15 protein-coding genes, 1 tRNA gene and 3 pseudogenes are annotated in these 21,789 nt (G+C 49.4%); 3 read left to right on the top strand and 16 right to left on the bottom strand.

Features of this window, described 5'->3' with window-relative positions; all coding sequences use genetic code 11:
* The 10 genes and pseudogenes from HC231_RS12240 to HC231_RS12195 form a co-directional block, all read right to left on the bottom strand.
* The gene (locus HC231_RS12240; protein WP_208226925.1) at nucleotides 1–822 is read right to left on the bottom strand and encodes a hypothetical protein; all 822 of its coding nucleotides are present in this window, start codon (nucleotides 820–822) and stop codon (nucleotides 1–3) included.
* Nucleotides 815–1,101, bottom strand: a pseudogene (locus HC231_RS12235) (BMC domain-containing protein). Before HC231_RS12235 ends, HC231_RS12240 begins: the two are co-directional and overlap by 8 nt.
* A gap of 15 nt (nucleotides 1,102–1,116) precedes the next feature.
* Nucleotides 1,117–2,466, bottom strand: a complete 1,350-nt coding sequence (locus HC231_RS12230) for a UbiD family decarboxylase (protein ID WP_208226924.1) — start codon at nucleotides 2,464–2,466, stop codon at nucleotides 1,117–1,119.
* Complete coding sequence (locus tag HC231_RS12225; RefSeq protein WP_208226923.1) at nucleotides 2,463–3,020, bottom strand: UbiX family flavin prenyltransferase; 558 nt, start codon at nucleotides 3,018–3,020, stop codon at nucleotides 2,463–2,465. Before HC231_RS12225 ends, HC231_RS12230 begins: the two co-directional genes overlap by 4 nt.
* A gap of 315 nt (nucleotides 3,021–3,335) precedes the next feature.
* Nucleotides 3,336–3,988: pseudogene (locus tag HC231_RS12220) on the bottom strand (fimbrial biogenesis chaperone); the annotation flags it as partial.
* 82 nt (nucleotides 3,989–4,070) lie between these two features.
* Nucleotides 4,071–5,681 (bottom strand): fimbrial protein, encoded by a 1,611-nt coding sequence (locus HC231_RS12215; RefSeq protein WP_208226921.1) that lies wholly within the window; start codon nucleotides 5,679–5,681, stop codon nucleotides 4,071–4,073.
* Nucleotides 5,671–8,214 carry a TcfC E-set like domain-containing protein gene (locus tag HC231_RS12210; RefSeq protein ID WP_246494474.1) on the bottom strand — a complete coding sequence of 848 codons (2,544 nt, stop codon included), beginning with the start codon at nucleotides 8,212–8,214 and terminating at the stop codon, nucleotides 5,671–5,673. Before HC231_RS12210 ends, HC231_RS12215 begins: the two co-directional genes overlap by 11 nt.
* An 11-nt stretch (nucleotides 8,215–8,225) precedes the next feature.
* Complete coding sequence (locus tag HC231_RS12205; protein ID WP_208226920.1) at nucleotides 8,226–8,903, bottom strand: EcpB family pilus assembly chaperone; 678 nt, start codon at nucleotides 8,901–8,903, stop codon at nucleotides 8,226–8,228.
* 95 nt (nucleotides 8,904–8,998) lie between these two features.
* Nucleotides 8,999–9,577, bottom strand: a complete 579-nt coding sequence (gene ecpA, locus HC231_RS12200) for a common pilus major fimbrillin subunit EcpA (RefSeq protein WP_208226919.1) — start codon at nucleotides 9,575–9,577, stop codon at nucleotides 8,999–9,001.
* A 96-nt stretch (nucleotides 9,578–9,673) separates the two neighbouring features.
* Nucleotides 9,674–10,177: a helix-turn-helix domain-containing protein gene (locus HC231_RS12195; protein ID WP_208226918.1), complete on the bottom strand. Its 504-nt coding sequence runs from the start codon at nucleotides 10,175–10,177 to the stop codon at nucleotides 9,674–9,676.
* Nucleotides 10,178–10,822: 645 nt separating this feature from the next.
* On the opposite strand from HC231_RS12195, the gene HC231_RS12190 reads away from it, so the two are divergent.
* Complete coding sequence (locus HC231_RS12190; RefSeq protein ID WP_208226917.1) at nucleotides 10,823–11,959, top strand: helix-turn-helix transcriptional regulator; 1,137 nt, start codon at nucleotides 10,823–10,825, stop codon at nucleotides 11,957–11,959.
* A gap of 133 nt (nucleotides 11,960–12,092) precedes the next feature.
* On the opposite strand, the gene HC231_RS12185 is transcribed toward HC231_RS12190, so the two are convergent.
* A complete protein-coding gene (locus HC231_RS12185) occupies nucleotides 12,093–13,823 on the bottom strand; it encodes a PilZ domain-containing protein (protein WP_208226916.1) in 1,731 nt (576 codons plus the stop codon).
* Nucleotides 13,824–14,297: 474 nt separating this feature from the next.
* On the opposite strand from HC231_RS12185, the gene HC231_RS12180 reads away from it, so the two are divergent.
* The gene (locus tag HC231_RS12180; RefSeq protein WP_208226915.1) at nucleotides 14,298–15,035 is read left to right on the top strand and encodes an EAL domain-containing protein; all 738 of its coding nucleotides are present in this window, start codon (nucleotides 14,298–14,300) and stop codon (nucleotides 15,033–15,035) included.
* A gap of 119 nt (nucleotides 15,036–15,154) precedes the next feature.
* Here HC231_RS12180 and HC231_RS12175 read toward each other — a convergent pair whose 3' ends face one another.
* From HC231_RS12175 to HC231_RS12165, 3 genes are all read right to left on the bottom strand, one after another.
* Nucleotides 15,155–15,922 (bottom strand): EAL domain-containing protein, encoded by a 768-nt coding sequence (locus tag HC231_RS12175; protein ID WP_208226914.1) that lies wholly within the window; start codon nucleotides 15,920–15,922, stop codon nucleotides 15,155–15,157.
* 355 nt (nucleotides 15,923–16,277) lie between these two features.
* Nucleotides 16,278–16,354, bottom strand: a tRNA-Val gene (locus tag HC231_RS12170).
* A gap of 187 nt (nucleotides 16,355–16,541) precedes the next feature.
* Complete coding sequence (locus tag HC231_RS12165) at nucleotides 16,542–17,915, bottom strand: MATE family efflux transporter (protein WP_208226913.1); 1,374 nt, start codon at nucleotides 17,913–17,915, stop codon at nucleotides 16,542–16,544.
* Between the two features lie 413 nt (nucleotides 17,916–18,328).
* Between HC231_RS12165 and HC231_RS12160 the strand changes: the two genes are divergently transcribed.
* Entirely contained in the window at nucleotides 18,329–18,964 is a 636-nt protein-coding gene (locus HC231_RS12160; protein ID WP_208226912.1) for a riboflavin synthase subunit alpha, read from the top strand.
* Between the two features lie 55 nt (nucleotides 18,965–19,019).
* Here HC231_RS12160 and cfa read toward each other — a convergent pair.
* Nucleotides 19,020–20,179 (bottom strand): annotated as a pseudogene (gene cfa, locus HC231_RS12155) (cyclopropane fatty acyl phospholipid synthase).
* 346 nt (nucleotides 20,180–20,525) lie between these two features.
* Nucleotides 20,526–21,557 carry an HTH-type transcriptional repressor PurR gene (gene purR / locus HC231_RS12150; RefSeq protein WP_208226911.1) on the bottom strand — a complete coding sequence of 344 codons (1,032 nt, stop codon included), beginning with the start codon at nucleotides 21,555–21,557 and terminating at the stop codon, nucleotides 20,526–20,528.
* Between the last annotated feature and the right edge of the window lie 232 nt (nucleotides 21,558–21,789).

Genomic DNA, 21,789 nt, shown 5'->3' with positions numbered 1-21,789 from the left:
TTACCGTTTCATTGTCGCCATGATTGAATTCAGTTGTTCAACGCCGTTGCGCACTGCGTCGATGCCGCCGTGAAGAAACGCCGCGCGGTTAATGAGCCGCACGTCCGTTTTGGCATCGGTTTTCAGATAAACGCCCAGCGCGGCCGCCACATCGGCGGCGCTATTGCCTTCCACCACGCCGATGGCGCCCCGGCGCGCGATGCCGAGGTGATTGAGCAGTTTGGTCGAAGGGGCGGGCGACAGGGCGCTTTGTCCGCAGGTTGAACACCCCTGCCAGAGCGCGCGCAGCTCGTCCAGCAGCCCGGCCGCCGTTGCGGCGTCGGCGCCGAATGCGATAAGCAGCTCGCGTTGGCCAACGGTCGCATAGGTCATTACTTCCGGTCCGATATGGTGACGAACCAGCAGCTCATCGCTGGCGACCAGACGCCCGGTATCGGGACAGGCCGCGGAAATGCTGACGACGGATTCGCCGCCGCGCAGGCGAATGCCCAGTACCTCGCCGAGGGCGCGCGGCGCATCGTCCACCTGATGAAAGACGGCGCCCGGCGATTGACATCGGCACCCTTTGCCGGCCGGTTGCGCCGCCTCATCGGCGGATTGACAAGGGATCATCGCCGCCAGCGAAACCCGCCGCATAGGGGGATAGGGATCCGCCGCCGCCGCTTCGGTTTTCAGCGGCGCGTTTGATTCCGGCGTCATTTCGGTGACGACCAGACGGCTCTGCGTCTTTCTGCGCTGATAGTTCGGGCGGGAGATGACGACATCCTGTTTTGCGCTGGGGCCAAGTATGCTGGCCACCATATTTTCGACAAATTTATCCATTGATTGACGCCCCCGCCGTTAGGTATTTCGATAATTCAGCATGCGGATTGGGGATCACGCAGGAACAAATAATCTCCCCCCGTTGTGCTTTAGCACGCTAACGCCGCTGTCTACGGCGGCGCTTACCGCGGCGACGTCGCCGTTTACAATTAGCGTGATCAGCCCGCCGCCAATGCGCTTGGTTTCGATCATGCCGATGTTCGCCGCCTTGCACATGGCGTCCAGCGCTTCAAGCGCTTCGGGCAGTCCTCTTGTTTCGATTAAGCCTACAGCTGCCATAATGCTGCCCCCAGGTTAGTCATGAATGTAGTCAGAGATATTCATCTCAGCCTCGCCGGGAATGGAAACGCGCTGATACGCCGTATTACCGAGAGGACAGGTGGCGTCAATGCCCATTTTGGCCGACGTGCCGCGTTCAAGATGCGATGGTTCAAGCGGCGAGCCATTGGCGCCGGGAATGATAAAGACATCGATATCCGCCTGTACGCGGGTGGCGATGGCCCACTCGACGTCTTCCGCACTAAAGAGGTCGACGTCGCCGTCGACGGCCACCACGTGTTTAAGATCTTTGTCGGCGCTGAATGCGGCAAGCACGGCCTGTTTACCGTCGCCCGGCGATGTTTTATTGAGTTGGATAACCGCATGGAAGCGGCCTACCGCCGCGAGCGAAATATGAACGGCCGTGACGCCGGGCACCGTTTGCCGCACCGCCGCCAGCAGCGTGACCTCTCTGGCGACGGCTTCCGGTAATTTTTCTTCGCAGCTTCCGGCCAGTATGGTTTGCGCTATTGGGTTGTTGCGGAATGTCATAGCGGATAATTCCACCACCGGCTGTTCGGACACTCCGCCGTAGTAGCCGGCGAGTTCGCCGAACGGCCCTTCCGTTTCCTTTATCCAGGGGTAGAGGCGTCCTTCCAGCACCATTTCGGCATCGGCCAGCACATTGATATCGACGGTTTTGGCGCGTACCACGTCCAGCGCCTGACCCAGTAAGGAGCCGGTAACCGCCAGTTTGTCGACGTTATAGGTATGCGTGCTGATCTGGGAAGCCAGAATAACCGCCGGATTGACGCCGAACATAACGGCGATTTCCATTGGCCGGCGTATGCTTTCGTAATAACGGATCTGCTGTTTCATTTCATGGGACGTCACCAGCAGGCAGCAGCGGTTACCGCCCAGATACTGCATACGGCGAATCGAGGTGTACGTCTTCGCGCCGTTGATATCCGTCGCCGTCATTACGCCGGAAACCAGAAAACGTCCCGGATCCCGGTCGCTATAGCGCAGAATCGGGAAATAGGCGTCGAGATCGAACGGCGCGTTAACCACGTTCTGTTGCACCCTGGCCTGCGCGACCTGATTAGGCGGGATCGGGTTGACGATGGCCGACGCCAGCTTGGCGACCAGTTCTTCCGGCTCAACGCCAAGGTTCAGCGCCAGCGTCTGTTTAGTGCCGCCCAGCCCGGCCACCAGCGGCGTGGCGTAATTGTCTATGCGTTCGAAATAGAGCGGGATCCTGCCGTCGGTCTTTTTGATGAGCGCGGCGGCTTCATGGTCTGCGCTGACGGTGCGGGTTACGCGGCGCAGCAGGTTATGTTGTTCAAGCGTGGCGAGAAAGCCGCGCAGATCTTTCCGGCTCATCATTGTCCCCCGTTCCAGCGGGAAGCCACATCATTGTTTATTCCCAGATTGTCCAGCATCCGGCCGACCATGCCGCCGACCAATTGCGAGATCTCGGTGGGCCGGGAATAGAAGCCGGGGGCGGCGGGCATGATTATGCCGCCGGCTCTGGCAAGCGTCGCCATGTTGTCGATCTGAATAATATTGAGCGGCGTTTCGCGCGGAACGACTAACAGCGGGCGTCTTTCCTTGAGCGTTACCGATGCGGCTCTCAACAGTAAAGTGTCGCCCATGCCGTTGGCCATCGCGCCCAGCGTGTTCATCGAACAGGGGACAATAGCCATGCCGTCGCACCGATAGGAACCGCTGGCGATGGGGGAAAATAGATTGTCGTTATCGTGCGTCGTACCGAATTGGGCGATATCGTCTCTGGATATGCCGCATTCGAATTCCAGAACCTGCCAGCCCATTTTACTGGCGACAATTTCTATTTCGATGGATTGCTGATAGAGCGCGGAAATAAGCGTATAGGCATAAATAGCACCGCTCGCTCCCGTTATTCCCACGACAATTCTCATTTCATTTATTCCAATTATTATCGGCGCAGGCGGGCAACGTGGCAAATTGCGTCAGGTTGCAACGACAAAATAGTGAAATCCTGCGTCATCAGTGACTTGTATTGTTATGGCTCCAAGCTATCAACCCACCGGCAATGTTGTCAAAATCAGAATTTGCCATGCCTTATTGCAAAAAATGCAACGGCATGGCGCAACTGAGTAAATAACGGCGTAAGCCTGCGACAGGGAAAATGAAAATATCGGTATTTGGCGCGGTAATGAGAGAACTGGGATATTGCCGGCATAACCGGCCGGCAATATCTCATTATCTGATTTTTATTGCGGTGGATGATTAAAACAGTTTTCTCCCAATTTTATATATTTCTCCAGCGCCACTAAATATTTCTTATTTTTGGCGCTGAGATTTTTATTTTTATAACTTTCGCCGGGCAGCATATAAAACTGGGTTGAACTTTCATCATCGCCGTTGCAGCCTTTTTGGATGATCACGCGAAAGAACGTATTGCCGTTGTTTTGCAAGGTTCCGCTTTGTTCATCCAGCCGATAGGAAAAATGCAGCGTTCTGGGCCGCACCACCAGAATGGTGCTCATGGCGACGACGGGGAAGATATAGGTCTTTCGGGCCTCCGGTTTAAGCGGGAATAACGTCATCGGCGACTCTTTAAAGGTTATGCGGTAATAGCGCTCTTTATCGTCGCGCGGGCCGCGGTAAAAAATTTTAAAGTACTCTTTGCCGTTGGCGGCGACGGAGAACTTCAGCGGCGCATAAAGCAGTTCGCCATTTTCCATCGGCAACCGGCGTTCGCCGCCTGCGCCGGGGCGGTCTATCCGGTAGGCGGAAATGGTGTAGATATTATTTCTTTGCGTGTCGTTAAAAAGCTGTTTGGAAATAAAGTCCCTATCCGCCGGCATCTCATAAATAATGGAATCAAAATAAACCGCCTTTACGCCGGCTGAAAACAGCCACAACAGGGCTAAGGTCATGTATCTGGTCACGGTATGCTCTCAATTGGTACGGCGGAGGACGTCATTCGTCCTCCGGCTGGCGGTTTATTGATCAACGCCGATCCAGGTTGCGCTGACCTTCACTTCACCGCTGGCGCTGACCGTACCGGCCCATTCATCCCCGTTTACCGTATACAGCGAGCGGGTATCGTTCATCGGAAACAGCAGCCGCAGCGTGGCGGTGAAGTAGTAGCCTTCGTCGACCGCCGCATTCCAGGCGGTTTGCGTCCAGTTGGCGCCGGTGATATCAATCGCCGCTTCGCTACAGCTGTTGCGGCTTCTTACCGTCGCGCCCGTTGACGCCACATAAGACAGATAGGCCGGGATCGGTACGTTTACCTCGCCGTCCTCCGAGGTAAATAAACAGTAGGGGATGCCGTTAAGGGTAGTGCTGTTGCCCGTTACCTGCGCGCTAATGGCGTCCGCCTGCCGCGAGGCGGAAGTGGTGACCTTGTAGTCAAACGCTATCGGCGAGCCGCTGCCGATGGTTCCCGATGCGCTCGGAGCGGCTGAGCCATCCGTGGCGACAATGCTGATGCTGTACTCTTTCGGAGTGATGTTGAACGCATTGGATGCCGTAAACTGGTAATAGCCGGATTCCGGCGTCAGCGCGTTGGTAAAATAAAAGGTAAACAGCGAGTTATTATTAGTAATGGTTACGCCATTGTTGAGAATATTGTTAAAAAAAGTATTGGAGAGGAATACGTAAACATAGTTGCCCGATGTGTTAAACACGTTGCTGTATGTCGTGCTGGCGCTGTAGTTGTACCAGGTGGCGCCGTCGCCGCTGTATCTCACCGTGGAGGCGGCCGGCGTAAAACCTAATGTGGCGGTATCCAGCACCATTCTGAAATTTAATGAGGCGGTGACCCGCTGGGTTTGCTGCAAAGAATAAGACACCATTTTGCATATGACGCCGGATGTGCCGCCGACGGAGGCGACGCTGCACATGTCGTTGCCGCTATTGACGCTTGGGGTGCCGTCGCTGGCCACCCAGATTTCAGACAGGGCGCCGGTGCTGTTAAGCGTTAAATGACCGACTTTAGTGGCCGTGAGCGTGTAGTAGCGCCATGTCGCGTTGCTGGTCAGATCTTTACACCGCACGCCCGACGCATAGTCGTAATCGGTCGTGGTATAGCACCAGTTCAGAGTAAAGCTATCGCTGGAGCCGACGGATTTTTCTCTGAAATACTCATAAGCCGCGGGCGAAAACGAGGCGAAGCCGTAGCTGCCGTTATAAACGCTGCTGCCGGCCAGCGCGTGGTAAAAGCCGTTGGCGTCGCTCGCCGCGCCGGCGATATAGCCGACGGCGGGACAGGTGCTGCCGGACGTCATGCAGCGTATGCCGCGCAACGGCTCGGCGATGGGGGAGTTATCGATCCACATATCATAGTAGGAATTGGCGGATACCCAGCCGACATAGCCCATATAGCCCAGGCTGGTCTGGTTGGTCGAGTATTTGGTCCAGACATTGGCACCGGAAAAGCGCGGATCGAGGGCGCCCGGCGTAACGACATATTCGCCATCGATATTATTTTCGATAAACAGGTAGGTATTGCTGCCGGAGCCGCTGCTGGATGCGGTCGCGGCCAGCGCTCCTGCGCCGTGCGCCAGACAGAACAATAAAAACAGCGTCCGGCATAGTTTAATAAACATGTTCACTCTCCTTTTCTTCCTGCCGCGCGGTCTGATTTTGGCGGGCGCAGAGAATATCGCCGAGCCATACGGCGCCTCTTGCGCCCTGCAAATTGAGTTCGGCCTCACAAACGCCGCCGTTTTTTTCCCGCAGGGTGATGAATGGAAATTTTTTATCCACATCCATGGCAAATTCACCGTTCTCATCGGTTTGCGTTTTGCCAATATGGTTATGAATATCGGTATTCACCGCCAGCGCGCCGTCGGCATGGCGGATACGGCCGAATACCGTCACCAACTGTTTTATTTCCGGGTTAACGACGCTGACGTTGCCGGGATAAAGCACGACGCTGTTTTTGCGGCCGCTGACGATATCCACGCTGTCTTCGGAGTTTTTATCGTTCATTAATTCAACGTTATATTTTGCGTAAGGGGGGAGGGCGATAAAATTGGATTTACCGGACAGAGCATAAGTGCGTCCATTGACCTGCGCCGCAACCGTGCCTTTTTCCGCGAAGCCGGTATTAACCAGCACGCCGGAACGCTGGCTGTCTTTGCTGAGCGCCACATCGCAGCCTGACCAGGCCACCGAACCTTGCGAACTGAGGCTCAGGTTGGTGCTATTTTCCGAGGTATGCGTCACCGCCACCGTGCCCGCATTATATTTGGTATCGTAAGATGCGAAGCCATTCAGCGAATATTCGTCCGCGGTATAGCTATTGTCGTCGCCGCCGCCTTTGATCCGCTTGGATAACGACGCGCCGGCGTTGGTGATGACGCTGTCGTCAAAGCGTTTGCGGATACTGGCATTGGCCAGCATATTGCCGTTTTCGCTCGATACTCCCGCGCTGAGCCAGGTCGCCAGCGGCATGGATAGCTCAATGTTGACGTATTTATCCTGTAGGCCGTCGTCATTGCTATTGTTGTAGTAATAACGCTGTATGCCGGCGCGCACGCTAATGGTGGCGTAGCGCGTGTTGTATAGCGTCTGGCTGTAGTCGGCGTTGGTATACTGGTTGCCGGTATAATGATTAACGGTTCTGCTAAGGGATAGACTGCCCAGATACGGCGTCATCTTTCTTAGGTTTAGCGTGGCGCCGACGGAGTAAAAATCGCCTTTTTCAATCGGCAAGTTATCGCCGATGCGGCTAAACTCACGGGAGCCCCATAATGAGCCATAGCCGTCAGGTATGCTCAGGTTAAGCGTGCTGATGCTTTTCCAGGAAGAATCCGTAGCGGCCATAAATTGCTGGTTAAAACTGACCGCGTCATTGAGCGAAACGTTGGCTTCGCTCTCGTTCACCCCGGTATGATCGAAGCCGTAAAGCGTGGATTTTAGCGATACTCCCGATAGGTAAGGCAAGGTGAGCGCCGCCGCGCCGCCGGCAAGCCAGGTCTCTTTCTTGCCTAGGTTTCTCTCAATAGTGCGGCGGTAGTCCATACGGTGATATTGCAACATGCCGCTAAAGACCTGCCACTCTACCTGTCCGGTCAGGCTGCTTTTTCTGGAGAAGGTTTTGTTGATCTGGGCGATGCGGCTGCTGACCTGTTTGCCGTTGACCACCACCTGCACATCCACGTTGTAGACGCCGAACGGCAGCCGGGAGGTATCGATTTCATAGCTGCCCATGGCGAAGTTCTGAATACTGAGCAAACGGCCTTCACGATAAACGTGCACTTCGCCGGCGCTTGGCAAGAATACGGTGATCGGCGTTAATGACAGCGTATTGTCTTCAATCTGCGTACTGCTTTTATTGCCGTAGCTTAGCCCATAGATTCTGCTGGAGTTCAGGGCGCTCATGCTGGCGATCGACTGTAAATTCCACGTATCGACCATGCCCAGCGCCAGCCTGCGTCCCTCATAGTCGCGCTCGTACATGGCGCGATAAAGGTTGCTGCTGGTGTCGCCGGTTCCCAATCCATACAGGGAGCCATTGAGGTTGACGTGGCTCTCCCTCAGCGAGGTGGTGCTATCCAGCGTGATAAAACTGCTGCCGTTGTTGCGGTTGGAATATGTGTTGTAATAGCTGCCTACCGTATAATTCAGCACTGAGGACAGATTGGTCGACGTCGATTCGCCGAGCAAATTGCTGCGTGGAATAATAGAAGCCGCCAGCGCCTGCTGGTTGACCATCAGCTCAAGATAAAATGACTTGATATCCAGACGGAGGGTAGCGTCCTCACCCAGTCGCAACGTGGCGCCCTCGGTAAAATGCTTATCCTTTAGCCCGGTGATTATTGATTTTGTCGCGGGGGACAACTCGGTATTATTCGGCAGATCCGCCAGCGTCACTTCACGGATAAAAAGACCGTTTGCGTCAATAGCGATCGCGGCGTCAGCGATCTTTTGTTGGCTTTTTTTATTTTCTGCATCGCCGCTGTATTTAATAAAAACCGGAACACTCATGCCCTGATACAGCGCATTGGCGAATATGCCGGGAATGATAAATTCGCCCAGCCTTATCGATGTTCGTTTCTCTGTGCCGGCCGAAGAAAAAGAAATAAAAAGAACGCCCATCGCCGCCGCTTTTATGCAACCAGTCAATTTATCCATGTTCCGCTCTTTTATTTTACATTTATATATGTCTTGCCATGCCAAATGCCGATGCGTGTTTTTTGGTCCATAATATCGGTATATTTTATTTTGACGCTCATTCCGGGCATGATGTAATACCGTTCCCGGCATCCTTTGCCCTGATCCTGTTTTTTGTCTTTACATGCGCCAAATGAAATAACACGGAATGCCGCATTGCCGCTGTTATATATGGTGTCGCCCTGGCGCTTGAAATCGAAATTTTCGTTACGCGGCCCCACGACTAATATGGTATTGATAACGGCGGACGTCGTGGCCTGGCCTTGTTTGCTTTTTTGCGTATGTCCCGATTCCGTAATGGGTTCATCCGTCCATGAAAGCCGGTAATAACGCTCTTTGTCGTCAGTAGGGCCGTTATAAAAAAAACGGAAATTATCTTTGGCATTGCCTGGCAGGATCAGGCTTGAAGGGGTTGATAACAATTCCGCTTTGCTTTCCATCGGAATAATGACGCCTTCGGCCATGGGGGAAGATATGCGGTAAACCGTTACGCTGACAAAGCGCGCGGAATCGGTCGTGTTGGTAATCTCTTTTGACAGGCTGAATTCATCAGGCGCCATCATAGATGTCACTTTGCCAACATTGACCGCCTGGGCCATAAAAGGCAGCAGGGCTAAAACAGGCCAGGAGAAAATAAAGAATCTTTTCATAAAATAAAAAACCCCATTAAAGAAGGGGAAGCCCCTTCTTTAATCTTGAACAGTATTAAAATCGCGCCAGTTCAGCCGCTGTGCGCCAGGAGCGATTAAATCGTCCAGTTAGCGGTAAATTGAACTTTCACGTCGCCGCTCCAGTAGCCGTCCGCCAGATCGGCGAAGGAGGCCGCAGTGGAGCCGTCGGAAGTGGCGGAATCAATGGAAAAGGTGAAGGCGCCCTGGGTGCTGGCGCGATCGCTGCCGGCGTAAGCCGAACTTACCGCCAACGATTCCAGACCGGAAGAAACGCTGTTGGCCGTGTCGATCAGCGTTGTTGCGCTGCTGTTGGACAGGGCGGTGCCGTTCCAGACGACGCCTACGTCCAGCGTGGAAGCATCGGTGCTGCGCGTCAGGGTATTGCTGACAATCTGGGACGTCAGAGTAAAGTCGGTTGCGCCGGACTGACCTTGAATAGTGATATCGAAAGCGCCGTCCTGGGTATTAAAAGCCTGGATGCCTTCCGCGTATTCAAAGGTCAGCGATTTAAGCGGGGTGACGACCAAAGTGCTGGTCGTGTCTTTGGTCGCGCTCGCATCCCAGCTTGCCGTGGCGGACGCCGTGACATCGGCTAAGGCAGCGAAGCTAATGAATGATGAGGCGGTTAATGTAGCTAAAACTAATTTTTTCATTGGGACTTCCTTTTTATTTGAGACCGATATTGAGTTTTAATATGGTATTTCATTAACTTCTTAGGAGGTTTTCCTAAGTTCTTGCAGACTGATTAATTAAATAATCAGCATTGCAATTTTTTTTACTTTCATCTTTCTGGTAATGCTCCGGACGCGTGAGTAAATTGTTTTTTTTGGCTCAATATTCTCTTTCGAGATTGAAATGATGCTTTTACCGCACAAGATTTTGTCCAAGAGGTTGAACTCCTTCCTTGTTAAGCTGTTTTTTTCGTTTTCTTCAGGAATGACGGGTTGTTTACCTTTAGCTACTAACCGTAAGTCATTCAATAAGACGGCGTCTCCCGCTGTTATTCTTACGATGAAGATATTGTTTGATATCTTGCGAAGATATAATGCGACAGGAAGCGTGTGATCATCGCAAAAAAGCGTTATTTTTTTCCCGGCAGAAACGTATAACAAAAGAATTTTTAATGAAAACTCTTTGAAATTCTTCCGGGAAAAATCCAAATAAAGGACTCTATCTTGCCGTACTTTAATTAATTCATGTAAATAATTGATGCCCAAGTTAAAAAAATGATGATTAAAAGCTGAACCTGTCATTTTCCTATCTATTCCTCAGCGTGATTTTTCTTTGCGAGCGCTGATTTGACCAACAGCGGCTCACATTAAGACCCCGCGAAACTTTTTATCAGGCGCGGTTGCAACGCCGGCGAGTCAGAGCGTTGCTCAGCGACGGCCGGCGCAAATGACCTGGCATCCACAGTCAGATATTCATCGTTTCTCCGCGCCATGTTTTCTTCTTTTCCATTCTCCCCGCCGAATACTTTTACCCGTTGAAACCGATGATCAAATGCGCGATTTCACCGCGCGTCCGCATCCTGACATTTTTGCCCGCAGCGTAAGGTGAAAAACGCGTTGGGCGTCAGAACGGCGATAATCGCCATATCGGAATATGGCAAATGTTAGTGTTGTCATTGCCCCAAATTGTGAGCGAAAGTTGAAATATATTTAATCTGTGCTATCAGTTATCTTTCCTGATTTTCTATTTTTTCGCTTGCGCATGTCGTTGGCGTTACCGTTGTAAATATGTTGCAGCTGCATGTACTCGTTATGTTTTTTTGCTGATTTTGCATATAAGTCTCTGTATTAAAACCTCCCAATTGGGAGTGGTTAAATAAAATCTTATAAGCAGGAATAGTGAGAATGTTTTTGCATTTTACCTTTCGGTTTGTGGAGGAATTTGAAATGAAAAAACAATCATTAGACGATGACGTGATTGAAATAGCTTATATACTGGAAAGTGCGGCGTGGGGAGAAATTACCTGGGAGGAAGTGTTAAAGAGGATGGCTGAAATCATTCCTGGCACTTCATTGCATTCAGTTCACCATGAGCCATCCGCCAGTAAGGCGCTGACTCTTAGCTGGTATGGCGTTGATGATGCAATCGCGGATAGCTATAGGCGTTATTATATCAGCATTAACCCGTGGGCCCCGATTCTTACCGCTAGGCCCAGCGGAACTGTATTTGTTTCCGAGAAGGAAATGCCGGCTTATACGTTTAAAAATACCGAATATTACTGCGATTATCATGCCAAGTTAGGAAAGCGCATTGCCTGGGCCGGTATAAAAATAGATGTTGGGCCGCAGGATAACTTTTTCCTTTGTTTCAATTACTCGTTAAACGCCAGCAGGATGCTCGATTCACATTGTTTCCGGTTGTTATCCGCCATTAAGATGCCGTTATTAAGAGTTCTCGCAGCGGAGAAGCGCGTGAGTAATATACGGCAGCGTGTAGCCGCGGAAGCGGCGATCTCCTTATCTTTAGCGGACGCGTCGCTCGTCGTTGATGAAAAAATGAAGCTTTTTGAAATGAATCTTCGCGCTGAGGCGTTTATTTCTCAAGGGGATTTCGTTCGCTGTCGGCAGGGGATTATCAGTTTTAGAAATAATGCATTGAATAATATTGTCGCCGAGAAAGTTAGAGTGCTAAATGGCTCGCCGCTTGGTCCGCCGCAGATGCTTGGGGTACAGTGGGGTTTTAAGAATTTAATTATAAAATTCACTCGAGTAAGTAGAGATCTCGGCAAGCCTTTGTTAAATACACCTGCATTAATTTTAATTTCAATAATAGATGCCAGCCTTCACAAAGGAGAACTGGATATTAATCTATTAAAGAACCTTTACAAGGTCACTGATACTGAAGCAAAGCTTTGCCATCTGTTGGCAAAGGGGTTTAGTTTAATCGAATCCGCAGAGATGATCGGCATTACCTATGAACATGCTCGTCAGCGTATAAAAATAATATTAGGTAAAACCGGTACGAAAAATAAAACTGAGCTGACCTCATTATTAAACCAACTTATCTGCTGGATTTATTACTAAAATACGTATCTTGGCGCAAGCAGGCATAGCCTTTTCAGACCAGACCTACCGCATACTGTCAGGCGCACCCAGGCAGGATCACAGAAATGGACGATGTTGCAAAGGACTGTCTGTAAGCAGACAAAAGTTCGATTTACTCAATAAAGCCGACTTTTACGCCATAGTCCGTTGGGTTTACTACGCCTTCAAGCTTACCAATTTGTAATAGATCGCTTTTGGAAAGAATGCTATTTATATTGCTTTCTGGGAACCGAAGATTTTTAGTAATATTTACTTTTATGGGTTCCCCCTTATCATTTACATCCATTACCCAGGCGAGAAACCCTCCGCTGTATTTAACTAATGTACCTATTGGATTTTTACCATATGTCCGGATATATTCCATTAAAACAGCCTTATCATAGGCATTCTCGGCTTCATTTATATAACGGTAGGCTTCCAGTGGCGTACGGGGAGGAATACCATTACGTGCATATATTAACTTATTAACAGCTTTGATTACCGAAACTAATCGAATCAAATATGAAAGCTCAAAATGACGCTTTCCATTCGGATAACCTGCGCCGTCGAGACGCTCATTAGCGTTTTCAATCACATCTCTGCATACCGGACTCGGTTCCCAACCTAACTCCTTTAATTTTTCACTTAGCGCGATTACATGGCCTTTGAGAATATTCTTTTGAGGGGGAGTCATATCCACTTTAAGTGAAGGCAAGTTTACGCTAATTAGGAGCGCTTTTCCCATCGTGTGAAGCAACGTCCCTAACACGGCTTCGCGTATCTGATCATTATAGGGATCGCGCAAGAACAGTATATCAGCAAGTTGCCCTGCAACCACTATGGCATGCCTTACCCAATCAGACTCATCTCGTAAAAAAGCGAGAGCGTACAAAAAATTTTTTCGATCTTCTTTAACCAGATTGAGCAATATGTCGACACTGCTATAAAATATCTTAATAGGGAACAGATTATGGTTTTTGATATATATCAGACCGATCTGGAGTTGGTGGGCTATATTCATTACAGCCTTTTCAGCAGGAAGCCGGCGCGTGAGCTTCTCTCGTTCCTGAATTTCATATTGCAGAATCATTTTCTCCTTAACACCGGGAATGAATAGAGGAGATGGATGATCAACTTTATCGCTCGAGCCAGTTCGGTAAATGGCTTCTCGTTCTGACTCATTTACATAATGGTATAATGCTTCAGTTTGTGATGATGATAAGTTAATAAACTGAATGCCAATGGCTGCATATCCATGGTTGCCAAAAGGGCGTATATGACGAATCTTACCCTCCGCCCAAAAGGTTTCTCCGTTAGGAAATTCTAAGGTAATTCCTGGAAGCGTTTGATTTATGCCTAGAGCTACACAATCCGACAGATCAACATCGATCATGCAACCGCCGACAGATAAGTTATGCAGACTCCCCGTAACTTTTAACTCATGTGGATATACTTCAATGCTGACACGCCCTCGCATACCGAATATAAATGGGATACGGATAGCCCCTCTGTTTTCTTGTATAAATACGGATTCAGGGAGTTGGCATTCCAGTTGATATTGCATTCTGTTTATCTTAACGAGAATGCAAGGGACATTATTAAGATTGTATATATCCCGTTCAGTATGATGCGCGCCTTTCAGGGCTTCCAGGTCAAAACTTATTCCATTACTGGATAAGTATTCCTGAATATCCACCGCTGGGTACTCTATTTCAAATGTTATACGTCCTGTGATCAGTTCTAAATCCATAACTTTCGCTGTCAGCGAAAAGGGCATTTCCTTAATATATACAGACAGCGTATGTTTATGCTGAAGCAATGAGGAAATCACTTTTGCTGAAGGGTTGATATTCTGTGTAATCATCTGGAATACCTGTTCACGCTATAGCTGTTTTTCTAAGGACCGCTTACGTGCTCATCATGAATTAAGCAATCATATGTTAATCTTACCAATCGGAACTTTCCGCATGGTAAAAACATTGTTGTGAGTAATACAGGCGATATTTTCTAATCTATGTAAGGGAGCTCAAGATCATGTCTTTTCACCAAAACTTTTTGAAAAATATATAAATTCCATCATAAATCTTTCTACAAGCTACAACGTCAAGCATTAATGAGTAAAGAACTTCGGCTCCTGATGTACATCACGTTCACCTCAATATCCCACCCAGTTACGATATTATATTGAAATATATCATAATAGGATATAACGATCAATTGTTTAATCATGATAGTATATGGCTATCATTATGGTGTTATTGATCGATAGAAACGATTTAACACAAACTTACCCTTGTATTAATGTTAGCCTACTTTATAACCATAAAAGTAAGCGTCTATGCAGGGTTTAAAACCATTAGAAAAATATTGTATCCATAGGATTGTTTATCAGCCTGTAATGAGCCTACATTCCGGAATGGTTTACAAATTAGAAGCATTATCAAGGTTTTTTAACTCCCAAGGAGAAGCTCTGCCAGTTTTTGATGTAATAAAAGATTTGGAAAATATAGGAAGCATAAAAGCAGCAACATATCTTGTAATTGATTCAGTTGTTAATTTTTTAGTAAAATTAAATGATAAAAAAATCAGTTTTAATCTTTCTCATCTTTTGTTAGGTGACTATGAAACAATAGATTATTTGATAAACAAATGTTTGGAATACTCATTGTGTATCAGAAATATTGAGATTGAAATTAATGAAAATATCACACCTGATGATTTAATAATTCATTTGAATTTTCTTGATTATATAAAAGATCGCGGATTACTAATAGCATTAGATGATTTTGGCATCGGCATGTTGCAAGAAGAAAATTTGAAAGATTATAAGTTCGATACCATTAAGATTGATCGCGGTATTGTTAATGGAATTGGAAAATCCAGGATAAAGTATGAAAGGTTTTTACAGATGCTTTTTTTCTGCCTTGACAGTGGCGCTGAAGTTATTTGTGAAGGCATCGAAGATATAGAGGATCTTAAAATGATACCCTGTTGTGAAAAAATAGGTATTCAGGGATTCGTGTTCTCCGGCCCACTTTCCGAGTACGACGTTATCACGCTTTTTCCCGCAAAATGACTTTGATAAATATAAATCAATTCAGTGTGAAATTTAATTAATCCTAAGCATCGTCCGGTACAGGCCGTCGAACAATCAGCTCAGTCGAGTGAGTTAAAGCCATCCGCTGGCCGTTTTCGCTAAATCAGCGCCAGATCGACCTCCGGCAGAGATTCAAAACCCGGCCGCGCGAAATAGTATCCCTGCGCGTAGTCAATGCCCAGTCCATGCAGAAAAACGTACTCCTGTCGGGTTTCAATACCTTCCGCCAGTATGCTGACGTTCAGTTCTTTCAACATGCGGATCGTGTTGAGCACGATAATTTGCCGCGTTTGGTCCTTATCGATATTGCGAATCAGCGCCATATCCAGCTTTACGATATTGGTCTGAAAGTCCGCCAGCAGATTCAGCCCGGAATAGCCCGCGCCAAAATCATCGATGGCGGTGTGAAAACCGAGGCTTTTATAGTAGGAGACGATATGCTGGATATGTTTGTTGTCGATGGCCTGTTCCGTTTCGGTGAACTCAAACATAATATTTTCGATGGGAAAACCGCAGCTTCGCGCCGTCTGCAGCGTGGAGCGAATACAGCGCTCCGGCTGGTAGATGGCGTTGGGCAAAAAATTAATGCTGAGTATGCCGGACAACCGCAGTTTGGCCGCCAACGCGATCGCCTTGATACGGCACTGTTGGTCGAATCCGTAAAGTTTATCCTCGCTGACCTGCGAAATAATGCTGTACGCCGACTCATTATTTGTTCCCCGCACTAACGCCTCGTAGCCGAAAATGCGCCGGGTAGCGCAGTCCACTATCGGCTGGAACGCCATGGTGAAATCGAAATCTAAGTTACCGCTATTTTTACATCGTCCGCAGGGGGAGGGTACCGCATGAAAAGCCGGGGGATTCATAGTTACCTACCTGAACATCAAATAAATGAAACCTGGTGAGCTGATCAAGACACAACGAAATAGCCAGGGAGTCAGCAATTTACCTCGTCGATAGACAGCGTCAAAACGTGTAGTGTTTATCGGTTTAAAATGGCTGAAAGTTAGAGAAAATTTCGCTTTAGGGGCGAAAAAGGCGGTTATGCTCGCCTGTGCGATGATAATTAAGGCAAAGTAGCGCTAACTTGCTGCGCGGAATAGCAGACTTCTTTGGGGAAACTCGGAGCGGATTGTGCGAACTCAGTTGAACGCGAAAGGATGATTTCATCCTTGATTTTAAAGGGCGGTAGACGTCAATAGAGATCTATGGAACAAGAAATGGTGCGTTCTAATGGACTCGAACCATCGACCCCCACCATGTCAAGGTGGTGCTCTAACCAACTGAGCTAAGAACGCATTAGTAATGCCGTTTGAAGCCAGGCGGGCTGCCTGACAGCGGGGACGAATATTAACGGGCGCTATCGCTGCTGGCAAGGGGAAAAGTGCAAATATGCGCTCTGATACGGCGCGATTGCTGCGCTTCTATTCATCCCGCCGTTTTTTTCGCCCATTTATCGCCGTCCGTGGCGTTCATCGTGTGCATTCAATGCGTCGAGCGAGACAAAATCAGCGCGGCCGGTTGGCGCTGAACCCAGCGAATCCGCGCGACCATCATGACGGCGGAAGCCGTTAAGCCAATGATAAATCCGCACCAAAAACCCGCCGGCCCCATGCGCGGGACAATATAATCGGTTAACGCCAGCAGATAACCGCTGGGAAGTCCCAGAATCCAGTAAGCGACGAAGGTAATATAGAAGATTGAACGGGTATCTTTATAACCACGCAGCACGCCGCTGCCGATTGTTTGTATGGCATCGGAGATTTGGTACACGGCGGCCAGCAACATTAACTGTGACGCCATCGCTACGACGGCCGGATCCTTGTTGTAGAGCAGGGCGATGGGTTCGCGCAGCAGAATGGTGAAAATAGCGGTGCAGAACGCTATTGCCACGCCGCACAGTAATCCCGTATAGGCGGCGACGCGAGCATTGTCCACCGAGCCTTCTCCCAGGCGGTGGCCGACCCGAATGGTGGCCGCAATACCCACGGAAAGCGGCAGCACGAACATCAGCGAACTGAAGTTAAGCGCAATCTGATGGCCGGCGACATCAACCACGCCAAGCGGCAGCACCAGCAACGCCACCACGGCAAACAGCGTCACTTCAAAAAGCAGCGCCAGCGCGATAGGCAGGCCAAGGCCGAACAAACGCTTCAACGCCGGCCAGTCCGGTTTGAATCCGGCCTGCTGCGGTTTGATGTCCCGCCGCCAGGCGGCGCGGTTGCTATAGGCCGCCAGCAATAAGAACATAGCCCAGTAAACCGAGGCGGTCGCAACGCCGCAGCCAACCCCGCCCAACTCAGGCAGGCCGAATTTGCCGTGGATAAAGACGTAGTTGATCGGAATGTTAATTAATAAGCCGATGAAACCGATGATCATCCCCGGCTTGGTTTTTGACAATCCTTCGCACTGGCCGCGTAAAACCTGATAGAACAAATATCCCGGCACGCCCCAAAGAAGCGCGTGCAAATAGCCGATGGCCTTTTCGACCAGGGCAGGCGAGTCGTTATTCATCAGACGAATAACATGCCCGCCCTGATGCAGCGCCAGCATCGTCACCAGGGAAACCAGCAGAGCCAGAAAGAAAGACTGCTGTACCTGATGCGCGATACGATCGCGGCGTCCTGCGCCATTTAGCTGGGCGACAACCGGGACAAGCGCCAGCAGCAAACCATGACCAAAAAGAATGGCGGGCAGCCAGATTGATGTGCCGATAGCGACGGCCGCCATATCCGTAGCGCTATATGCGCCGGCCATGATGGTATCCACCACCCCCATGGACGTTTGAGACACTTGCGCAATAATGACGGGGATAGCGAGAGCTAATAAATTTCGCGCTTCTGACAGATACTTCTGCACACACACCTACCTTGAATTGGCCAAACAGGATGGTCAGGGAGTTAAACAGGATAAACGAGAGTTATTGTAGCGACTTATTAGCAGTAAATCAGCCAGTGGGGAAGTAAAGCCGACGCAGTTGAGTCGTTGTTGGATATTGACGATAAAATATCCTGTTTTGATGATGCAAATTGGAAGGCGCTAACTATAAACCGGTTTTAGATTATGTTCGAAATAAACAAAGCAGTTACAGAAATAAGTCTCGTCATTCGTTTCCGCGTTTAAATTCTCGCCGCAAGTTTTATTAATCAGGTTTGCCGAGGCGCATTTCCGCAATCAGGTTTGGTTTTCATCTGAATATGGGGCACACTGCATGGTATAGCAATGAGTCGTTACTCATTTTCATTTAAGTCATTCTTTGAGAGGCGAGACGCATGTTTACCGGTATTGTTCAAGGCACTGCGCCGGTGGTGTCTATTGATGAAAAAGTAAATTTCCGCACCCATGTTCTTCAATTGCCGCCAGAGTTATTACCGGGATTAGTGCCAGGCGCATCCGTGGCCAACAATGGCTGCTGCCTGACGGTAACCTCAGTAGAGGGCGATCGCGTCAGTTTTGACCTGATGAAAGAAACGCTCCGGCTGACCAATCTGGGGGATATCGCCGAAGGCGATCGCGTGAACCTTGAACGAGCGGCGAAGTTCGGCGATGAGATTGGCGGGCATGTTATGTCCGGTCATATTATTTGCACGGCGGAAGTGGTAAAGATTCTGGTTTCAGAAAATAATCATCAGATCTGGTTCCGCCTGTCGGATGAATCGCTGATGAAGTATGTATTGCATAAAGGTTTTATCGGAATTGACGGCATCAGCCTGACCATCGGCGAAGTTACTCGCAGCCGCTTCTGCGTGCATTTGATTCCCGAGACGTTAAATCGTACCACGCTGGGGCTGAAGAAGCTGGGACAGCGGGTGAATATCGAAATCGATCCACAGACTCAGGCCGTGGTGGATACGGTAGAGCGGGTGTTGGCCAGCCAGCAGGTTAAAGGTTCGGACAGCGAAGAATAGCCGGTTAAAAAAACGCCCGGGAATAATTTCCGGGCGGTTTGATATCTAAAAAAGATTAGCGCGGAACGCGCAATCCCCCCTCGATACCCTCTTTACTGAATAGGACTTGCCATAGCTGAATATTCCGGGCTCGGAACGCGCCCGCGCAGGCGTTAAGGTAGTAGCTGAACATACGGCGAAAACGCGCGGAGTAGCGGTCGGAAAGTTCAGGCCAATGCTGCTGAAAACGTTCGTACCATGCCATCAAGGTGCGATCGTAATCGGCGCCGAAATTATGCCAGTCTTCCATCACCATATAGGGTTCGCTGGCTTGCGCGATATGCTGGACGGAAGGGACGCAACCGTTAGGGAAAATGTATTTATTGATCCAGGGATCGACCTCGGAGTCGGTTTTCTGCGCGCCGATAGTATGCAGCAGAAATAATCCGTCCGGCTTAAGGTTCTTATTTACGATCCGGAAATAGGCATCGTAATTTTTGGGCCCACATGTTCAAACATCCCGACGGACACGACCCGATCAAATTGTAAATCCAGATCGCGGTAGTCCTGCAATAAAATGGTGACATCCAGATCTTTGCAACGCTGTTGCGCTAACTTTTGCTGCTCTTTGGAAATGGTGACGCCGCTGACGGATACGCCATAACGACGAGCGGCATATTCAGCCAGTCCGCCCCAGCCGCAGCCGATATCCAGCAGCTTCATTCCGGGTTTCAGTTGCAGCTTCTCGCAGATCATCTGAAGTTTGTCTTCTTGCGCCTGCTCCAGCGTGGTTGCCTGTTTCCAGTAGCCGCAAGAGTATTGCATGTAAGGATCCAGCATCAGCGAAAATAGGTCGTTGCCGAGATCATAGTGCTCTTTACCGACAATCCATGCGCGTTTTTTGGATTGCAGATTAATCAGCCTTGCGGCGACAACGCGCAGAATGTCTTTCAAGTGGTGGGGAACTTTTTTATCCAGACCGGCGCGCAGTATGCGATGAAAAAACATATCCAGCTTTTCGCATTCCCACCAACCATCCATGTAGCTTTCACCTAATCCCAATGAGCCTTCACGCAATACACGTTTAAAAAAATCAGGATTTTTAACCTTTATATCAAAAGGGCGCGAACCGTTGATTTTGACGTCGGCCATGTCCAGCATTTCACGGACAATTTGAAACCAGGAGCTGTCATGTCGCGCCTGGTCTTCTACATCCTCTACACATGATGAACTCATAATTTCTCCCTACCTTGCTGCTTACGGTGAAAACTGCAAGGAAAGCATAGACAATTTTTTACCCATTAACGGCATCGGTGGGTATAACCCATCGTCTACCCTCTGAATGACAAAGAGGAAAATGAAGAGAAAAAAGCCGGTACGTAAACACGTAGGGGCACTCATCCTTAATATAAATACGCATATTCCGTATGCGTTTAACACTAAAGGATAGTTATAAATATGGTTGTTGTCGCTAAAGCCGCTAATTAGTTTATGACTGCTTCAGCCAGGGTACAAGTATAAATTGGCTGAAGCAGCGGCGGGACGCGTTGTTCCGGGCGGGATATAAAAGTGCGGGCGTAACTCAGGAATAACGCCGGTAATCGCGAAATGGACCGTCGGCAACGGAGCGGCGCTCGATTAGCGCCGGATGCACCTCGATGACCTGCGCATCTTCACGCTTACTGGTGATACGGTCCAGCAGCATCGCAAGAGCCGATTGCCCCAGCCGTTCTTTGGGCTGGTGAATCGTGGTCAGCGCAGGGGTGAAGAAGCGGGAATGGCGGACATTGTCATAACCAATTACCGATATGTCTTGAGGAACGCGAAGTCCCAGTTCATCCGCCGCGCAAATCGCGCCCATAGCCATAATATCCCCTCCGCAAAAAACCGCCGTGGGGCGATGTTTCTGCGCCAGAATTTGGTGCATCGCTTTATAGCCGGACTCAGGCTCAAAATCGCCCTGAACGATCCATTCGTCATGAATCTGAATATCGGCATCGCCCAGCGCTTTTAAAAAACCACGATGGCGGCCGCTGCCGGTGTTTCGCTCCAGGATGCCATGAATGGCGCCGATATCCCGGTGACCGCGCTCGATAAGATAACGACCCGCCATATAACCGCCTTCAAAGGCGTTATCAATGATGGTATCGGTAAAATCGCTGTGCGCCTGGCCCCAATCCATCACCACCATCGGAATGCTGCGATAGTCTTCCAGCATGGCGAGCAATTGGGGGGGATATTCCGCGCACATCACCAGCAGCCCGTCGACGCGCTTTTGCGCCAGCATGGAAAGGTAGGCGCGCTGTTTATCAATATCGTTATGCGAATTACACAAAATCAACGTGTAGCCTTTGGCATAGCAGCTGTTTTCAACGGCCTCGATGATTTCAGCAAAGTAGGGCGCTTCACTGGATGTCGCCAATAGCCCGATGGATTTGGTGTGATTGACTTTAAGGCTACGGGCGACGGCACTGGGTGAATAGTGTAGCTCTTTAATGGCGGCCCTTACGGCGGCCTTGGTTTCTTCGGCGACGAAACGTGTTTTGTTAATCACGTGCGATACGGTTGTGGTCGAAACGCCAGCACGTTTTGCCACATCTTTGATCGTTGCCATGTAAAAATGACTCCTAACCGACTCATTGCAGTCGTAAGTATATTGTTAATCGTTTGCCTACGTTTAAAGTTCTCTTTCTATATAAAAAGACAGAATTTCAGAAGGAGAATGCCGAATGTTGTACCTGAAGGGGCAAGGCTGACTTTTTCGACCAATACGCGGCGTGCCATCAAACAGCGGATTTTGTCCGATTTAGCACGAAAGTGGAAGCGGTAATTTATACTATTAGTGA

It is taken from the genome of Brenneria izadpanahii (assembly GCF_017569925.1).
Taxonomy (GTDB): domain Bacteria; phylum Pseudomonadota; class Gammaproteobacteria; order Enterobacterales; family Enterobacteriaceae; genus Brenneria; species Brenneria izadpanahii.
The sequence above is the reverse complement of the archived record's forward strand: the minus strand, read 5'-3'. Positions and strand labels throughout refer to the sequence as shown.

Coding starts and splice junctions, on each gene's coding strand:
- HC231_RS12240 (WP_208226925.1), bottom strand. CDS start 822: ATGGATAAATTTGTCGAAAATATGGTGGCCAGCATACTTGGCCCCAGC.
- HC231_RS12230 (WP_208226924.1), bottom strand. CDS start 2,466: ATGATGAGCCGGAAAGATCTGCGCGGCTTTCTCGCCACGCTTGAACAA.
- HC231_RS12225 (WP_208226923.1), bottom strand. CDS start 3,020: ATGAGAATTGTCGTGGGAATAACGGGAGCGAGCGGTGCTATTTATGCC.
- HC231_RS12215 (WP_208226921.1), bottom strand. CDS start 5,681: ATGTTTATTAAACTATGCCGGACGCTGTTTTTATTGTTCTGTCTGGCG.
- HC231_RS12210 (WP_246494474.1), bottom strand. CDS start 8,214: ATGGATAAATTGACTGGTTGCATAAAAGCGGCGGCGATGGGCGTTCTT.
- HC231_RS12205 (WP_208226920.1), bottom strand. CDS start 8,903: ATGAAAAGATTCTTTATTTTCTCCTGGCCTGTTTTAGCCCTGCTGCCT.
- ecpA (WP_208226919.1), bottom strand. CDS start 9,577: ATGAAAAAATTAGTTTTAGCTACATTAACCGCCTCATCATTCATTAGC.
- HC231_RS12195 (WP_208226918.1), bottom strand. CDS start 10,177: ATGACAGGTTCAGCTTTTAATCATCATTTTTTTAACTTGGGCATCAAT.
- HC231_RS12190 (WP_208226917.1), top strand. CDS start 10,823: ATGAAAAAACAATCATTAGACGATGACGTGATTGAAATAGCTTATATA.
- HC231_RS12185 (WP_208226916.1), bottom strand. CDS start 13,823: ATGATTACACAGAATATCAACCCTTCAGCAAAAGTGATTTCCTCATTG.
- HC231_RS12180 (WP_208226915.1), top strand. CDS start 14,298: ATGCAGGGTTTAAAACCATTAGAAAAATATTGTATCCATAGGATTGTT.
- HC231_RS12175 (WP_208226914.1), bottom strand. CDS start 15,922: ATGAATCCCCCGGCTTTTCATGCGGTACCCTCCCCCTGCGGACGATGT.
- HC231_RS12160 (WP_208226912.1), top strand. CDS start 18,329: ATGTTTACCGGTATTGTTCAAGGCACTGCGCCGGTGGTGTCTATTGAT.
- purR (WP_208226911.1), bottom strand. CDS start 21,557: ATGGCAACGATCAAAGATGTGGCAAAACGTGCTGGCGTTTCGACCACA.